The organism is Pseudomonadota bacterium (assembly GCA_040752895.1).
Classification (GTDB): Bacteria; Pseudomonadota; Alphaproteobacteria.
Map to the genome: position 1 here is coordinate 134,060 of JBFMHN010000003.1, position 15,941 is coordinate 150,000.

At 60.9% G+C, this 15,941-nt stretch carries 13 protein-coding genes (1 of these 13 cut by a window edge); 10 read left to right on the top strand and 3 right to left on the bottom strand.

Annotation, left to right across the window (positions count from 1 at the left end; all coding sequences use genetic code 11):
* Positions 1-14: 14 nt before the first annotated feature.
* Together AB1781_06965 and ubiG are read right to left on the bottom strand one after the other, a co-directional pair.
* Positions 15-554, bottom strand: coding sequence for a methyltransferase domain-containing protein (locus AB1781_06965; GenBank protein MEW5704313.1), 540 nt, complete (start codon positions 552-554; stop codon positions 15-17).
* Between the two features lie 30 nt (positions 555-584).
* Complete coding sequence (gene ubiG / locus AB1781_06970; protein ID MEW5704314.1) at positions 585-1,349, bottom strand: bifunctional 2-polyprenyl-6-hydroxyphenol methylase/3-demethylubiquinol 3-O-methyltransferase UbiG; 765 nt, start codon at positions 1,347-1,349, stop codon at positions 585-587.
* A 163-nt stretch (positions 1,350-1,512) separates the two neighbouring features.
* On the opposite strand from ubiG, the gene AB1781_06975 reads away from it, so the two are divergent.
* The 10 genes from AB1781_06975 to clpB all read left to right on the top strand — a co-directional run bounded on the left by AB1781_06975 (position 1,513) and on the right by clpB (position 15,172).
* A complete protein-coding gene (locus tag AB1781_06975) occupies positions 1,513-2,733 on the top strand; it encodes an aspartate kinase (GenBank protein ID MEW5704315.1) in 1,221 nt (406 codons plus the stop codon).
* Positions 2,734-2,737: 4 nt separating this feature from the next.
* The gene (locus AB1781_06980) at positions 2,738-3,757 is read left to right on the top strand and encodes a nitronate monooxygenase (protein MEW5704316.1); all 1,020 of its coding nucleotides are present in this window, start codon (positions 2,738-2,740) and stop codon (positions 3,755-3,757) included.
* Positions 3,758-3,767: 10 nt separating this feature from the next.
* Positions 3,768-6,044 (top strand): phosphoenolpyruvate--protein phosphotransferase, encoded by a 2,277-nt coding sequence (gene ptsP, locus AB1781_06985; protein ID MEW5704317.1) that lies wholly within the window; start codon positions 3,768-3,770, stop codon positions 6,042-6,044.
* Between the two features lie 152 nt (positions 6,045-6,196).
* A complete protein-coding gene (locus AB1781_06990) occupies positions 6,197-7,258 on the top strand; it encodes a RodZ domain-containing protein (protein ID MEW5704318.1) in 1,062 nt (353 codons plus the stop codon).
* A 155-nt stretch (positions 7,259-7,413) separates the two neighbouring features.
* Positions 7,414-8,562, top strand: a complete 1,149-nt coding sequence (ispG, locus tag AB1781_06995; GenBank protein MEW5704319.1) for a flavodoxin-dependent (E)-4-hydroxy-3-methylbut-2-enyl-diphosphate synthase — start codon at positions 7,414-7,416, stop codon at positions 8,560-8,562.
* Positions 8,563-8,580: 18 nt separating this feature from the next.
* Positions 8,581-9,825 carry a histidine--tRNA ligase gene (gene hisS, locus AB1781_07000; protein ID MEW5704320.1) on the top strand — a complete coding sequence of 415 codons (1,245 nt, stop codon included), beginning with the start codon at positions 8,581-8,583 and terminating at the stop codon, positions 9,823-9,825.
* A 105-nt stretch (positions 9,826-9,930) separates the two neighbouring features.
* Positions 9,931-11,007, top strand: a complete 1,077-nt coding sequence (prfA, locus tag AB1781_07005; protein ID MEW5704321.1) for a peptide chain release factor 1 — start codon at positions 9,931-9,933, stop codon at positions 11,005-11,007.
* Positions 11,004-11,882, top strand: coding sequence for a peptide chain release factor N(5)-glutamine methyltransferase (prmC, locus tag AB1781_07010; GenBank protein ID MEW5704322.1), 879 nt, complete (start codon positions 11,004-11,006; stop codon positions 11,880-11,882). Before prfA ends, prmC begins: the two co-directional genes overlap by 4 nt.
* 201 nt (positions 11,883-12,083) lie before the next feature.
* On the top strand, positions 12,084-12,437 hold the full coding sequence (locus AB1781_07015) for a DUF4167 domain-containing protein (GenBank protein MEW5704323.1): 354 nt from the start codon (positions 12,084-12,086) through the stop codon (positions 12,435-12,437).
* 143 nt (positions 12,438-12,580) lie between these two features.
* The gene (clpB, locus tag AB1781_07020) at positions 12,581-15,172 is read left to right on the top strand and encodes an ATP-dependent chaperone ClpB (protein MEW5704324.1); all 2,592 of its coding nucleotides are present in this window, start codon (positions 12,581-12,583) and stop codon (positions 15,170-15,172) included.
* A 12-nt stretch (positions 15,173-15,184) separates the two neighbouring features.
* On the opposite strand, the gene AB1781_07025 is transcribed toward clpB, so the two are convergent.
* Positions 15,185-15,941, bottom strand: the 3' portion of a protein-coding gene (locus AB1781_07025) for a M23 family metallopeptidase (protein MEW5704325.1). The gene runs 590 nt beyond the window's last position; 757 of the gene's 1,347 nt are visible here — the last part of the coding sequence; the start codon falls outside the window, past its right edge — the gene reads right to left on this strand; its stop codon occupies positions 15,185-15,187.

Consider the following 15,941-nt stretch of genomic DNA (forward strand, 5'->3'; position numbering starts at 1 on the left):
AAGCAGAACCGGATCTAAGCCCAGTGTTCGGGGTTTTTGCTGGCGGAAACCCGTTGCAGGACCGCTGGGTTCGGCGGGCCGCGTTCGATCTCTTCGTAGGAAAGAATGTAGAGCGGCTCGACAAGACGCCTCAGAAGCTCGCCGCTCTTTAGAAGATAATCCGGGTTTTTCGGATGGCCGAACCGCTCGTTCCCTTCTGCAAAGGTCTCGTAGATCAGGGTTCCGTTGTCCTCCAGCGCCTCGATCAGCTGCGGGAACAAAGGGCGATGGAGATAATTCGTCACGACGATGCCGGCGAAACGGCGGCCTGCCAGGGGCCAGCGTCCGCCCTCGAGGTCGGCGGCGACGGTTTCAAGCTTTGGATGGTGGCGCAGATCCCCCAGCCGGTCGAGGTCCCGGTCGACGGCGACGACGCGATAGCCCCGGTCCAGAAAAAGCCTTGTGTGGCGCCCCCCTCCGCAGGCCACGTCCAGGATTTCGCCGTCCTTGCGGATGCGGTTTGCGAACCGAACGACCCAGGGTGAAGGATCGGGCAAGTCGTGGTCAGGCATCATGGGGGAATGCGCCGGCAAGGGAAAAACCAGTCAACGGGCGGAGCCCTTCGTCACGAAAGCCAGATAGTTGACGTCCGGGCGGTTCGTCAAGTGCCACGTGTCGCGCAACGTGTCGTAGGCTATCCCGCGCAAGTCCTGAAGGGCGAATCCGTGAGGCCGCAGATAGGCGGCCACTTCGGATGGCCGCAGGAATTTCTGCCAGCGATGGGTCCCGCGGGGAAGCCAGCCGAGCACGTATTCGGCGCCGACGATTGCCAGAAGGTAGGCCTTGATCGTCCGGTTCAAGGTGGCGACGACCATGGCGCCATCGTCCTTCACCAGCGCCGCAGAGCTTCCCAGAAAGGCCGCCGCGTCGGTAACGTGTTCGACGACCTCCATATTGAGGACGGCGTCGAACCGCTGGTTCCCGGCTTCCATGGCTTCGACCGTTGCAACTCGGTAATCGATGTCAAGCCCCATCGCTTCGGCGTGGGCGCGCGCGACTTTGACGTTGCGTTCCCCGACGTCGATGCCGGTCACCCGCGCCCCCAGCCGGGCCAGCGGTTCGCTCAACAATCCGCCGCCGCTGCCGATGTCGAGAACGGCAAGCCCTTCGAGGGGCTTCGGCCGCAGGGGATCGCGCCCAAAATGGGCGGCCAGGTGATCGCGGATGAAGGCCACCCGCACGGGGTTGATCTGGTGCAGGGGGCGGAACTTTCCCTTCGGATCCCACCAACTATCCGCCATCGCCTCGAAGGCCGCGACCTCCCGGGCGTCGACGCTGCCCGAAGCCTGTGTTTGGATCGTATTGCTCACCCGTTCTCCATGCCTTTCCCCGGGGCTCCCGACCGAGACGCTGCCCCGGCTCGGGCAGGCTTGTGCCGGTAATTCCTTAAGGGTATGAATAGCCACCGATTTCGGCAACTTACTGGATCGGGAAGGCTCCCGAAAGACCGGAAAATCCATCGAAACGGGCCCTATGGCGTGTGTCGTTCAAAAATTTGGCGGAACCTCTGTTGCGGATATGGAATGTATCCGCAACGCGGCTCGACGTACCGTTGCCGAAGTGAAGGCGGGAAATAAGGTCGCGGTCGTCGTCTCGGCCATGGGCCATGCGACGGACCAATTGGTCGCCTGGGCGGAGGAAATCTCCGGCCGTACCGATTCGGCGGAATACGACAGCGTCATTTCAACGGGTGAGCAGGTGAGCGCGGGCCTTTTTGCGCTTGCCGTCGAGGCGCAAGGCATTCCCGCGCGCTCATGGACGGGCTGGCAAGTGCCGGTGGTGACGGATGGCGCCCATGCCAAGGCGAAGATTCAACAGCTCGACGCGACGAAGCTTCTGGCAGACCTCAACCGTGGCACGGTCGCCGTTGTAACCGGCTTCCAGGGTATCGGGCCGGATGGGCGCGTCACTACCTTGGGCCGGGGTGGATCGGATACCTCCGCCGTCGCGCTGGCGGCCGCCCTGCAGGCAGACCGCTGCGATATTTTTACCGACGTGGAGGGTGTTTTTACGACCGACCCCCGCATCGTTGCTAAGGCGCGGAAGCTGGATAAAATCACCTATGAAGAAATGCTGGAACTCGCCTCGCAAGGGGCCAAGGTTTTGCAAACACGCTCCGTCGCGCTGGCGATGAAGCACAGGGTTCGTCTTCAGGTATTGTCCAGTTTTTCGGACAAGCCGGGTACGCTGGTCGTCGGTGAGGAGGAAATCGTGGAACATGAGACGGTGAGCGGGATTGCCTATAGCCGGGACGAGGCGAAAATCACGCTGGTAAAAGTGCCGGACCGGCCAGGCGTTGCCGCGGGCATTTTTGGGCCGTTGGCGGAGGCAAACGTTAACGTGGACATGATCGTCCAGAACGTTTCCGAGGACGGGAGCGCAACGGATCTGACCTTTACGGTGACCCGCGGGGATTTTCAGCGCGCCATTGAGATTATCGAGGCCAAGAGGCAAGAGCTAAACTACCAATCTCTCGTTCCAGACCCGAACGTTGCGAAGATTTCAGTTATTGGCGTCGGCATGCGAAGCCACGCCGGAGTTGCCCAGCGCATGTTTCAAACCCTTGCCGACAAGGGCATCAACATCCAGGTCATCTCCACTTCTGAAATCAAGGTCAGCGTCCTGATCGCGGAAGAATATACCGAGTTGGCGCTCCGGGCGCTGCATTCGGCCTACGGCCTGGACGTTTCGTAGTTCAATGGGCGGGAATGGTTCCTACCTCGAACGCTTGCAGCGCCGAGGTTGCGAATTCTTGGGCGTTGATCACGCCATCTTGGGCGGTGCCATGACGTGGGTGTCGGAACGCCGCCTGGTTGCGGCGCTATCGAACGCGGGTGGCTTCGGTGTCCTGGCTTCTGGCGCGATGTCTCCCGGTCAGTTGTCGGAGGAAATTAAGGCGACGTACGCGCTGACCGCGCGTCCCTTCGGCGTCAACCTGATCACGATGCACCCCGAGCTTATGGCGCTGATCGAGGTGTGCCTCGATCTTAAGGTGACGCACATCGTGCTGGCCGGGGGTATTCCGCCGGTCAGCGCGATCGATCGGGTCAAGGCCGCGAACAGGAAGGTCCTTTGTTTTGCGCCGAACCTGAACCTTGCGCGCAAATTGATCCGGCGAGGGGCGGACGCGCTCGTCATCGAGGGTATGGAAGCCGGTGGGCATATCGGGCCGGTTGCGACGAGCGTGCTCGCCCAGGAAATTCTGCCCCATGTCCGCGAGGTGCCGGTCTTCGCCGCCGGTGGAATTGGCCGAGGGGAGGCCATTCTTGCTTACCTAGAAATGGGAGCCGCCGGGTGCCAGTTGGGAACGCGCTTCGTCTGCGCGACGGAATCGATCGCGCACCCCAACTTCAAACGGGCGTTCATTAAGGCAAGCGCCCGGGACGCTGTGCCTTCCGTCCAGCTGGATCCGCAATTTTCCGTCATCCCGGTCCGGGCCTTGCCCAATCGGGCAACCCAGCGCTTCCTGGAGACGCAGCGCGATGTCATCGAAAAGTTTCGTCGCGGGGATCTCAGCCAAAAGGAAGCCCAGCTTGTGATCGAACACTTTTGGGCGGGCGCGCTTCGCCGGGCCGTCATTGAGGGTGACGTCGAGAATGGATCAATAATGGCAGGGCAAAGCGTTGGTATGGTAACGCAGGAGCAACCCGCCCGGGATATCATCCAGGAACTGTTGGAGCAAGCGCGCGCCCCTGCGGAGGCACGATGCCGAACCTGAGTTAAATGTCATGACGATGAAGGTCGACGAAGGCGCGCCCCGCCGTCTGTTACGACGGCTGCGGGACGTCATGGCCTCCTCCGGGAAAGCGCAGCAGCGTCTCGACAAAGTCGTCAACATCATTTCCGCCGACATCGTGGCCGAAGTGTGTTCGGTCTACTTGCTCCGCGCCGGCGAGGTGCTGGAACTTTTTGCAAGCAAGGGCTTGAAACGGGAAGCGGTCCACGTGACCCGCTTGCGCGTGGGCGAGGGGCTCGTCGGCCAAGTCGCGGCAACGGCTAAGCCGTTGAATCTGGCGGATGCACAAACCCACCCGCACTTTGCCTATCGCCCCGAAACGGGGGAGGAAATCTATCACTCCTTTCTGGGGGTGCCGATCCTGCATGACGGGCGCGTGGTCGGCGTTCTCGTCGTGCAGAATAAAACCCGCCGCCTCTACTCCGAAATCGAAATCGAGTTGCTGCAAACGATCGCCATGGTTCTGGCGGAACTTGTCGCCGGCGGCGAACTCGTTTCAAGGGAGGAACTGTTCCAAGTCGAAGGTAACGTCGTCCTGCCTATTCGGCTCGGGGGCGTTATGTTGAGTCCGGGCCTGGCAATGGGGCAGGCGGTTTTGCATCGGCCGCGCATTGAACTCCACGAACTCGTGGCCGAGGACCCGGAGCGCGAGCGCGTCCGCTTCGAAGAGGCCCTCGACAAGTTTCATAGCACTCTGGACGAGTTGATAACCGCCGCCGACATCGTGATCGGAGGCAAGCATAAAGATATCCTTGAAAGTTATCGGATGTTCGCAAGGGACCGGGGCTGGCTTGGTCGGATCAACGAAGCGATCGTCAGCGGCTTGACGGCGGCGGCGGCCGTCCAAAAGGTGCAGGAAGAAACCCGGGTGCGGATGGAGGCGATCGTCGACCCCATCATCCGCGAGAACCTTTATGACTTGGATGACCTCGCCAATCGCTTGATCCAGTACCTGACCGGTCACGACAACAAAATGCCTTCGGCCGATTTGCCGGCCGATGTCGTTCTCATCGCCCGCAACATGGGGCCGGCCGAGCTCTTGGACTACGACTCGAAGAAACTCAGGGCGCTCGTCCTCGAGGAAGGCTCGCCCACAAGCCACGTGGCCATCATCGCGCGGACGCTGGATATCCCGGTGCTGGCGCGCGTGAAGGGGGTGTTGGAGAAAATCGACCATTTGGAGCCGGTCATCGTCGATTGCGACAACACCCAGGTCTTCATCCGGCCGGGGGAAGACGTCCAACAAACCTTCGCCGAAAGCCTGCGCGCACTGGCTGAGCGTCGGGCGCTTTACGCGGCGATCCGGCATAAACCGACGGTAACGACCGATGGCGTTCCCGTTTCACTTAATCTGAACGCGGGGCTGCTTATAGATCTTCGGCACCTGGAGGAAAGCGGCGCGGACGGTATTGGCCTTTATCGAACAGAAATCCTCTTCATGGTGCGTCCTTCCTTTCCGGGGGTCGAGGAGCAGACGGAAATTTATAGCCGTATCCTAGACCAGGCGGGGGACAAGCCGGTCACCTTCCGCACGCTCGACATCGGCGGCGATAAACAGCTCCCCTACTTTTCCGTCGGCAGCGATTCCGAGGAAAACCCGGCCATGGGGTGGCGGGCGCTTCGCATCGCTCTCGACCGGCCCCAGCTTTTGCGCCAGCAGGCGCGGGCGCTTCTTCGCGCAGCCGCTGGCCGTCGGTTGCGCATCATGTTTCCGATGGTGGCGGAAGTTATGGAATACGTTGCGGCCCGTAAGCTTCTGGAGATGGAAGTATCACGCGAGAGACAGCGCGGCGAGAAACTGCCGGATACGATCGAAGTCGGCGTTATGCTCGAGGTGCCCGCGCTGTTCTGGCAATTGCCGACGCTTCTTCCCCAGATCGATTTTCTTTCCGTTGGAAGCAACGACCTTTTTCAATTCTTTTTTGCAAGCGATCGGGGAAGCCCCCGCCTTGCCAACCGTTACGACTCGCTTTCACCGGCCGTTCTCCGGTTCCTTCATACGCTGGTTCAGCAATGCCAGGCGGCGAACATGCCGGTGGCGCTTTGCGGCGAGATGGCGGGCCACCCGCTCGACGCCATGGCGCTGCTTGGGCTGGGTTTTCGCAACCTTTCGATGTCTTCCGGCGCCATCGGGCCGGTCAAAACGGCAGCTTTGAGCCTCCATCTGGCGAATTTTTCCGGCTACTTGGAAACGCTTTACAACCTGCCCGATCACAGCGTGCGGGACAAATTGCGTGCCTATGCCCTGGATCGTGGAGTTGCCGTTTGAGGCGCCATACCTTGCCTTGACCGTCCTCGGCGAACCTTTCTATGCTGCGGCGGCAGCAAAACCCCCGGCGATATGGTAAATAGAGCCTGATCCTTAGGGCTAGCCGCGTGCTCGCCGTTAGGCAAGATCGATCCTTAGGAAAAGAAAATAGCATGCAAGAGTCGGATCCCACGTCTTTCGACAGGATGAGCGAGGACGTTCAGCGCAGCAAACGTCTGTTCGGCAATCAGCCGGGCGGCGAGCGGGGCGTCGCCAAGGCGCTGCGCGATGCGCGTGAGAAAAAACAGGAACAGATTGCCGATATTTCTAACCGGCTGCGGATTCGTGCCGTCTATCTTCAGGCGATTGAGGAAGGCCGCTATCGAGACCTTCCGGGAGATACGTACGCCATGGGATTCGTGCGGTCTTACGCAAATTATCTGGGTCTGGACGGCGAGGAAATCGTCCGTCGATTCAAGAGCGAGGCCGCCGTTTCCGGGCAGGCGACATCCCTCATCTTTCCCATTCCGGCCCGCGAGGGGCGAGCCCCGAGGGGTGTTATCCTTCTGCTGTCCGTCCTGTTGGCGCTCACTGTCTATGGCGTGTGGTACGCCATGTCCTATCGGACGCCTCCGCCCGAACGGACCGCGCCGGTAGAAGAAGCGGCTCCGGCCCCGTTGGCGGTGGAGACCGAAGCAGAAGCAGAAGCAGAAGCAGAAGCGGACGCGGACGCGGACGCAGGGCCTTCGGCGACGGCGGAAGCGGAAGTGGCAATGGACGCAGGGCCTTCGGCGACGGCGGCATCCGAAGAAAGTACGAAGGCGGCCGAAACGCCGACGTCCATCCTCGCAGGGCCGCCGGTGGCAAGCCCGCCCCCTTCCCCGGCGGCGGCGGACAAAGTGCAACCTGCGGCGGCGCAGGCGGACAAAGTGCAACCTGCGGCGCAGACCGCCACGGTGGCTTTCGGCACGATCGAACTTCGGGCCGTTCACGACGTCTGGATCGAAATCCGCACCAGGGAAGATCGTTCGATCCTGGCCAAGATTTTACACGCGAACGAAAGCTATAGGCCGCCAAGGCTGGAAGGGCTGACGCTGGCGGTGGGCGACGCCCGCGGCGTCGATATCCTGATAGACGGCAAGGGGATCGCCCCCTTGGGTCCGAGTGGGGCCATCCTGCGCAAGGTGCTGCTGGACCCGGTGCGTCTCAAGGCCGGGAACGCCGTCCTCGATTGAAGCGCGCCGCCCGGCGGCCTTCATTTGGCGGGCGTTTTACGCTATATACGTTCTACCCACCCTATAATCGCATGGGGGGCTACGTAGGGTTGCCGCAGATAAAATTACCCGTCCGGCCGTGCCGGCTTGTCCATTAACAGAGCGATACAGTTCCCATGTCCGTTCGTCCTTATCGGGAAATTCACCGCCGGCCCTGCCGTCAGATACAGGTGGGCAAGATCAAGGTTGGCGGGGATGCGCCGATCACCGTTCAGTCGATGACAAACACGCTGACCTCGGACGCCAAGGCGACGGTCAACCAGATTCGTGCGCTCGAAATCGCCGGCGCCGATCTCGTGCGGGTTTCCTGTCCGGACAAAGAATCAACAGAAGCGCTCAAGAAAATCGTGCCGGAAGTGACGGTACCGATCATTGCGGACATCCATTTCCATTACAAGCGTGCCATCGAAGCGGCGGAAGCGGGGGCGGCATGCCTCCGAATCAATCCCGGCAATATCGGAGAGGCAAGCCGCGTGCGCGACGTCGTGAAGGCGGCGAAGGACTACGGTTGCGCGATGCGCATCGGTGTGAACGCCGGAAGCCTCGAGCGGGACCTGCTCGAGCGCTATGGCGAGCCTTGTCCGGAGGCGATGATCGAAAGCGCGCTGGATCATGCCAAGATTCTCGAAGACAACGATTTTTTCGAGTTCAAGATCAGTGTCAAAGCCTCCGACGTCTTTCTCGCCGTCGCCGCTTATCAGGGGCTGGCGGAGGCCTGCGATTACCCCCTCCATCTCGGTATTACGGAAGCGGGCGGGCTTCGGACGGGAAACATCAAGTCCTCGATCGGTATCGGCATGCTTCTTTGGTCGGGTATTGGCGACACAATCCGGGTTTCGCTTTCGGCGGATCCGGTGGAAGAGGTCAAGACGGCCTACGAAATTCTGAAGGCGCTTCAACTGCGGCGCCACGGCGTGACGGTGGTGGCCTGCCCCTCCTGCGCCCGCCAGCAGTTCCAGGTGATCAAGACGGTCGAGGTTCTGGAAGAACGCCTCGCCCACATTACGACCCCGCTTACGGTTTCCGTGATCGGCTGTGTCGTGAACGGACCGGGTGAAGCGCGGGAAACGGACATTGGGTTGACGGGTGGGGGCGGCGGCAAGCATCTTGTCTATTTGAATGGCATTGCCGACCACAAGATTGACGATTTGCAAATCGTTGATCACATCGTCGGGCTGGTGGAAAAGAAGGTCGCCGAAATCGAGGCGGAAGAATCAGCCAAGACTTCGGCTCAGCCCACCGAACCCATCGCAGCCGCTTCCTGAATCCGGCGGGAGGTTTTCGTGTCGTCCCTGCAGCCAGTCCGCGGCACGCATGACATCCTGCCCGATGAGATTCGTCGTCATCGCCATATCTGCGAGACCGGTAGACGCGTCGCCGAGCTTTACGGCTATCGGGAAATCGCAACGCCGATTTTCGAATTTTCCGAGGTTTTCACGCGGACGCTGGGGGATGCCTCGGATATCGTCACGAAGGAGATGTACGCCTTCGCAGACCGGGGCGGCGATGAAATCACGCTTCGCCCGGAAGGGACGGCGGGCGTCGCCCGCGCGCTTGTCTCGGGAGGTCTGCATCAGCACCTGCCGCTCAAATTCTTCTACCAGGGGCCTATGTTTCGTTACGAGCGGCCGCAGAAGGGGCGCCTTCGGCAGTTTCATCAGATCGGGGTCGAACTTCTCGGCGTTGAGGAGCCGCTCGGCGACGTGGAGATTATCGCGCTTGGCGCCCAAGTTCTTTCGGAACTTGGCCTGCTTCGGATGGCGACGTTGGAGCTTAACTCGATCGGAGATGCCGAAAGCCGGGCCGCCTATCGCCAGACGCTCGTCGGCTACCTGCAAGACCGCCGCCTGGAACTTTCCAAGGACAGCCAAACCCGCCTCGATCGCAACCCGTTGCGCGTTCTTGATTCGAAGGACGCGAACGACCGTAAGATCCTTAAAGATGCGCCGCTACTTCCGGAATATTTGAACGCGAAGTCAGCCGAAATGTTTGCCGCCGTGCGCGCCGGGCTCGACGATCTCAAGATTGCCTATACGCTGAACCCGCGCCTCGTCCGGGGGCTCGATTACTACTGCCACACCGCCTTCGAGTTCACGTCGGAGGCGCTGGGCGCCCAGTCGGCGGTTCTGGCGGGCGGCCGCTACGATGGTTTGGTCGCCGCCATGGGCGGCCCGGCCACGCCCGGCATTGGCTGGGCGGCCGGTGTGGATCGGATGGCGATGATGCTTGAAACGGTGCCACCGACGCCACGCCCTATCGCCATCGTGCCAGTCAGCGGCAACGTCGAAAAAGCCGCCCTACATCTTACCCAAGAGCTTAGGGCGGCGGGTTTCATCGTCGAACTCGGTTACCGGGGGAACCTGTCGAAGCGCCTGAAGCGTGCCGACAAACTCTCCGCGAGGGCGGCAATCTTGCTGGGCGAGGAGGAAATTGCGAAGGGCTCGGTAACGCTTCGCAACCTTGATTCGGGCAAACAGGAAGTCGTTTCCCTCGAGGCGCTGCAAGACCGTCTCGCCGTTTTCCGCTAGCCGGTCACGCCGGGTATCCAAGTTGGCAAGCCGACCACAGCTTGTTATCGGTTTTGATCTTTCCACATATAACGGTATCTGCGGTTGCCCAGGGAGAATAAGGGCGTGAGTTTCGAACAGAATATCGATCGCATCGTTCAACGGCACGAAGATCTCGCCTCGGCGCTGGCGGGTGAGGTGCGGCCGGCTTCGCGTGAATACGCCCAGATGTCGAAAGAGTACGCCGACCTTACGTCGGTCGTGGAAGCCATCCGCGCCCTTCGCAAGGCCCAAAAGGAGCTGGCGGAGCTTACCGCTCTTCGCGACGACAAGAACGCGGAGCCGGAAATGCGGGCCCTGGCGGAGGAGGAGGCGAAAATCCTGGAACGCGACATTCCCGACCTCGAGCGGCACCTGCGCGTCCGCCTTCTGCCAAAGGACGCGGCGGACACGAAGAACGCCATTCTCGAAGTGCGGGCCGGGACCGGCGGGGAGGAAGCGGCGCTCTTTGCGGCGACGCTTTTCCGGATGTACTTGCGTTACGCCGAACGCCGGGGCTGGAAGGTCGAGCTTCTGGGCATCACCGAAACCGGGATCGGCGGTTACAAAGAAGCCTCCGCCCTCGTTTCGGGACGTGGCGTTTTCGCGCGGCTTAAATTCGAATCCGGCGTCCACCGGGTGCAACGTATCCCTGAAACCGAATCCGGAGGCCGCATCCATACCTCAGCGGCGACGGTTGCCGTGCTGCCCGAGGCGGAGGAAGTGGATATCGAAGTAAATGAGAAGGATATTCGAATCGATATCTTTCGTTCGAGCGGTCCCGGCGGCCAGTCCGTGAACACGACGGACAGCGCCGTTCGCATCACCCACCTGCCGACCGGTATCGTCGTTCAGCAGCAGGATGAAAAATCCCAGCACAAGAATCGCGCGAAAGCCATGAAGGTGCTGCGCGCCCGCCTCTACGATCGCAAGCGGCAAGAAGTAGAGGCTGAACGTGCCGCTACCCGGCGCGGACAGATTGGCTCGGGTGACCGTTCCGAACGAATCCGCACCTACAATTTTCCACAAGGGCGTGTCACGGACCACCGGATCGGACTTACGCTTCATAAGCTCGACAAGGTGCTGGAGGGTGAGGCGCTGGATGAAATCATCGAGGCGCTGATCGCCGAAGACGAATCGAATCAGCTGGCGGAACTGTCATGAACGTTTCCCATCTGCCGCCCGTGCTCCCGGCCGGTCAGGCAATCCGCACCGCTGCCGCCATGCTTCGGCGCGCCGGCATCGGCGATTCGGCCCCCCTTGAGGCCCGATTATTGGTTGCCTATGCCCTTGGCGTTTCACGGGAAAGCCTTCTAGGCCATCCTGAGCGCGCCCTCCCGTCTTCCGCCGCGGACCGGCTTGCCGGCTTGCTCCGGCGGCGGGCGAGTCGCGAGCCTCTTTCGCACCTGTTGGGGGTGCGGGAATTCTGGAGTCTGCCCTTCCAGGTGACGCCCGCGACCCTCGATCCCCGCCCCGACAGCGAAACCCTGATCCGGGCGGCGCTCGATCGCGTGGCGAACCGGGAAGCGCCGTTGCGTATCCTCGATCTTGGGACGGGAAGCGGCTGCCTTCTTCTATCGCTTCTTTCCGAATTGCCGAACGCGACGGGACTTGGGGTGGACCTTCAGGAAGCCGCTCTGGCGATCGCGCGAAGAAACGCGGAGGCGCTTGGGTATGACGATCGCGCGCGTTTTCTCGTGTCCGATTGGGGGAGGGGGATCGATGCGCGATTCGATCTTATTCTTTCGAATCCCCCTTATATTCCGGATGCCGATATTGACTGCCTGCAACCGGAAATTGCCCGATATGAATCGCGGATTGCGCTTCAAGGAGGTGCCGATGGCCTCGTTCGCTACCGGGAAATGGCCCCGCATCTTCGCCGGCTGCTTTGTCCGGAAGGTGCCGTTTTTCTGGAAATCGGCGACGGGCAGGCGGCAGCGGTTGTTCGCATTCTGGCCGAGCATGGTTTCGAGGTGAGGAGGCTTTGCAAGGATCTTGCCGGCCTTCCGCGGTGCATCGTGGCTCAATTCCAAAGGTAGGGGGCGAAAAAGAAGTTGGAAATCTCCGGCATCCCGATTAGGCTTAGCCCCGACAGCCACGATCCGATTCTTGGCTAGCGGCGAGATAGATCGCCCCTCAGCTTTTTGTAATTATGGTGCTGCCGCCGCCCGATTTCCGGTGACAGTACTGTGCGGAGTGCTGCTGTTGCTTCCGTGGTAACAAGGGTTGACGAAAGGACGATGAAACGCGATTTGGGTTCACGTAAAAATCGCGGCCGTGGAAACGGCGGCGGTCGTGGGAATGGCGGCGGAAATCGGCATAAGTCGCTCGAAAGCGGCGGGCCAAGTGTAAAAGTACGCGGAAACGCCTCCCAGGTTCTTGAAAAATATCTCTCCCTTGCCCGAGACGCTGCCTCATCCAGCGATCGGGTCGCGGCAGAGAATTATTATCAGCACGCCGAACATTACTACCGTCTCCTGCACGCCGATCAGGACCGGCACGAGGCGTCGCAGTCCGCCAAGCCAGGCAATGGCCAGGCGGCGGGCGAGGGGCAGAAATCTCCGCAAGCAAACCCCGCCGCCGGGGAGACCTGATACCCCCGCTTTCTACGACTGCGGGCCGTTTTCTTTTAGCCAACGCCAATCCCATACTTGAAAAATGGGGATCGGAATCCATATAGAATTCCGGGTGCCGGAACGGGCCTGGGGATTCAACCTGCCGGAGTGAAGGGGGTCGAATGGATTTTGAGAAATATACCGAACGTTCGCGTGGGTTCATCCAGGCGGCGCAAGGTCTGGCCCTTCGTGCCAGCCACCAGTTTTTAAAACCCGAACATGTGCTGAAGGTTCTGCTCGACGACGCGGAAGGTTTGGCCGCTTCGCTCATTTCGACGGCCGGCGGCAAAGCGGCCCAGGCCAAGGATGCCGTCGAGGCAGTGCTTGCAAAATTTCCGAAGGTTGAAGGCGGTGGCGCCGGTCAAGTCCACCTGGCGCCGGAAACGGCGCGTCTTTTCGACCAGGCGGAGCAAATCGCCTCGAAAGCCGGGGACAGCTTCGTTACGGCCGAACGGCTCCTGTTGGCAATGGTGTTGGCCGTGGGCACGCCCGTGGCGAAGATTCTTCAGGAAGCCGGCGTTACGCCCCAAGGCCTGAACCGCGCGATCGAAGATCTGCGCAAGGGCCGCAAGGCGGATTCAGCGACCGCCGAGGAAGGCTACGACGCGCTTAAAAAATATGCGCGCGATCTCACCGCCGCCGCCCGCGATGGCAAGCTCGATCCCGTCATCGGGCGGGACGAGGAAATCCGCCGCACGATCCAGGTGCTGTCGCGCCGGACGAAGAACAACCCCGTTCTCATCGGCGAGCCCGGTGTTGGCAAGACGGCGATCGTCGAAGGTCTCGCCTTGCGGATCGTCAACGGTGACGTGCCGGAGGGCCTGAAACGCAAGAAGCTGATGGCGCTTGATCTCGGGGCACTGGTTGCCGGGGCGAAATTCCGTGGCGAATTCGAGGAGAGACTGAAGGCGGTCCTGGCGGAAGTTACCGGCGCCGAAGGCGAGATCGTTCTTTTCATCGACGAGCTGCACAACCTGGTCGGCGCCGGCCGGGCGGAAGGCTCCATGGATGCCTCGAATCTCCTGAAACCAGCGCTGGCGCGGGGCGAATTGCACTGTGTCGGCGCCACAACCCTCGATGAATACCGCAAGCATATCGAGAAAGACGCCGCCCTTGCCAGGCGGTTCCAGCCCGTTCTCATTGCTGAGCCTTCCCTCGAGGATACGATCTCTATTCTTCGCGGCTTGAAGGAAAAATACGAACTGCACCATGGGGTGCGCATTACGGACCCGGCAATCGTGGCGGCTGCCACGCTTTCGAACCGTTACATCACGGACCGTTTTCTCCCGGACAAGGCGATCGACCTGGTTGACGAGGCCGCCTCGCGGCTACGCATGGTCGTGGATTCGAAACCGGAAAAGATTGACGAACTTGATCGACGAATTATCCAGCTCAAGATCGAACGGTCGGCGCTGCAGAAGGAGACCGATCCGGCTTCGCAAGACCGTTTGAAGAAGCTGGAAAAGGAATTGATTGGATTTGAGAGGCGCTCGCAAGAACTGACGAAAATCTGGCAAGCCGAGAAGGAGCAGATTCTCAGCGCCCATAAGCTGAAAGAACGGCTCGATCAAGCGCGAAACGAACTCGATGTCGCCCAGCGTGGCGGCGATCTCAACCGGGCGGGCGAGCTCATGTATGGGGTTATCCCGGAGTTGGAGCGCAAGCTGCAGAAAGGGGAAGCGGAAGAAACCCACCGTATGTTGAACGAGGAGGTGACGGAAGCGGACATCGCAAGCGTCGTCGCTCGCTGGACGGGGATCCCGCTCGAAAAAATGCTCGAGGGCGAGAAGGAGAAGACGCTTCGCATGGAGGAAAGCCTCCATGCCCGCGTGGTTGGCCAGGACGAGGCGGTCGTTGCCGTCAGCAACGCCGTTCGCCGGGCGCGCGCCGGACTTCAGGATCCGAATCGGCCGCTGGGCTCCTTTCTCTTTCTCGGGCCCACCGGAGTCGGCAAGACGGAGCTTTCAAAAGCGCTCGCCGCCTTCCTCTTCGATGACGAAACGGCGATCACCCGCCTTGATATGTCGGAGTATATGGAAAAACATTCCGTCGCCCGCATGATCGGTGCGCCGCCCGGCTATGTCGGCTACGAGGAAGGCGGCGCGCTAACCGAGACCGTGCGGCGGCGGCCTTACCAGGTCATCCTGTTCGACGAGGTTGAGAAGGCGCACCCGGACGTCTTCAACATTCTTCTGCAGGTGCTGGACGATGGCCGGCTTACGGACGGCCAGGGGCGTGTCGTCGACTTCCGGAACGCGCTGATCATCCTGACGTCCAATCTGGGCGGCGATATCCTGGCCGGTCAGCGGGAAGGCGAAGACGCAAACGCCGTGCGCAACCAGATTATGGAAATTGTTCGGGCGGCCTTCCGGCCGGAATTTCTGAACCGGCTGGACGAGATTCTTCTTTTCCATCATCTGAAACGGGAACACATGGCGGAAATCGTCGAGATTCAACTGCGCCGACTTCGTGCTCGGCTGGAGGCGCGCAAAATTCGCCTCGATCTTGATAAGGAAGCGCTCGCCTGGCTAGCCGAAGCCGGCTACGATTCCGTTTATGGGGCCCGCCCCTTGAAACGGATCATCCAGCGCCATCTCGAGAATCCGCTTTCGGTGCAGCTTCTGGAAGGCAGCCTTAAGGAAGGGGACGTCGTTCGCGTCTCGAAGGGCAAGGAAGGGCTCGTTCTCAAAGCCGCCAAGGCGAAGGCGGCCTAAGAAGAGCCCCGCTTATTTGTCGTCTTCGTTGCTGGCAAGCTGGGTTTGCAGGGGAAGCTTGGCAAACTGCTTGTCGATGTCGGCGCGCTTCGTTTCGAATTCGGCCAGCAACCGGCCCTCGAGTTTCAGGCCGGTCGGCAGATCCAACCCCATCGGATTCATCTGCTGGTCGAATTCGATGACTTCATAGTGAAGGTGAGGCCCCGTCGATCGCCCGGTCGTTCCGACATAGCCGATGATCTGGCCCTGGCGGACGCGCGCGCCCTTCCGTAGGCCGTTTGCATAGCTTTGGAGATGGGCGTAGGCGGTCTTGAAGCGGGAGTTGTGGCGGATGCGGATGTATTTCCCGTAACCGCCATACCAGTTCGCCCGTTCCACCACGCCGTTGCCGGAAGCGAAGACTGGCGTGCCGGTCGGCGCGGCAAAATCCACACCGCGGTGCATGCGCGTGTAGCCAAGGATGGGATGCCGCCGTTTCCCGAAACCGGAGCTGAGGCGGGCCCCATCGATAGGGGTGCGCATCAGAGCCCTTCGGACGCTTTCGCCCTTCGCGTTGAAATAATCCGTGACCTCTTTCTCCGGGGAGAAGCGGTAGATCGGGTAAGGCTTGCCCCCCAGTATGAGTTCCGCGTAAAGCACGACTCCGTTGTGAACGACCCTTCCGTCTTCGTCCCGAAAACGCTCGAACATCATCTCGAAACTATCGCCCGAACGGATGTCGCGCTGGAAGTCAACGTCGAAGCTATAAATACGGATTAACTCGATAACG

What these genes read in the sequence shown, in the direction of transcription:
- AB1781_06965 (MEW5704313.1), bottom strand. Translation starts at nt 554, where the DNA reads ATGATGCCTGACCACGACTTGCCCGATCCTTCACCCTGGGTCGTTCGG.
- AB1781_07015 (MEW5704323.1), top strand. Translation starts at nt 12,084, where the DNA reads ATGAAACGCGATTTGGGTTCACGTAAAAATCGCGGCCGTGGAAACGGC.
- AB1781_06990 (MEW5704318.1), top strand. Translation starts at nt 6,197, where the DNA reads ATGCAAGAGTCGGATCCCACGTCTTTCGACAGGATGAGCGAGGACGTT.
- AB1781_06975 (MEW5704315.1), top strand. Translation starts at nt 1,513, where the DNA reads ATGGCGTGTGTCGTTCAAAAATTTGGCGGAACCTCTGTTGCGGATATG.
- clpB (MEW5704324.1), top strand. Translation starts at nt 12,581, where the DNA reads ATGGATTTTGAGAAATATACCGAACGTTCGCGTGGGTTCATCCAGGCG.
- ispG (MEW5704319.1), top strand. Translation starts at nt 7,414, where the DNA reads ATGTCCGTTCGTCCTTATCGGGAAATTCACCGCCGGCCCTGCCGTCAG.
- ptsP (MEW5704317.1), top strand. Translation starts at nt 3,768, where the DNA reads ATGACGATGAAGGTCGACGAAGGCGCGCCCCGCCGTCTGTTACGACGG.
- prmC (MEW5704322.1), top strand. Translation starts at nt 11,004, where the DNA reads ATGAACGTTTCCCATCTGCCGCCCGTGCTCCCGGCCGGTCAGGCAATC.
- AB1781_06980 (MEW5704316.1), top strand. Translation starts at nt 2,738, where the DNA reads ATGGGCGGGAATGGTTCCTACCTCGAACGCTTGCAGCGCCGAGGTTGC.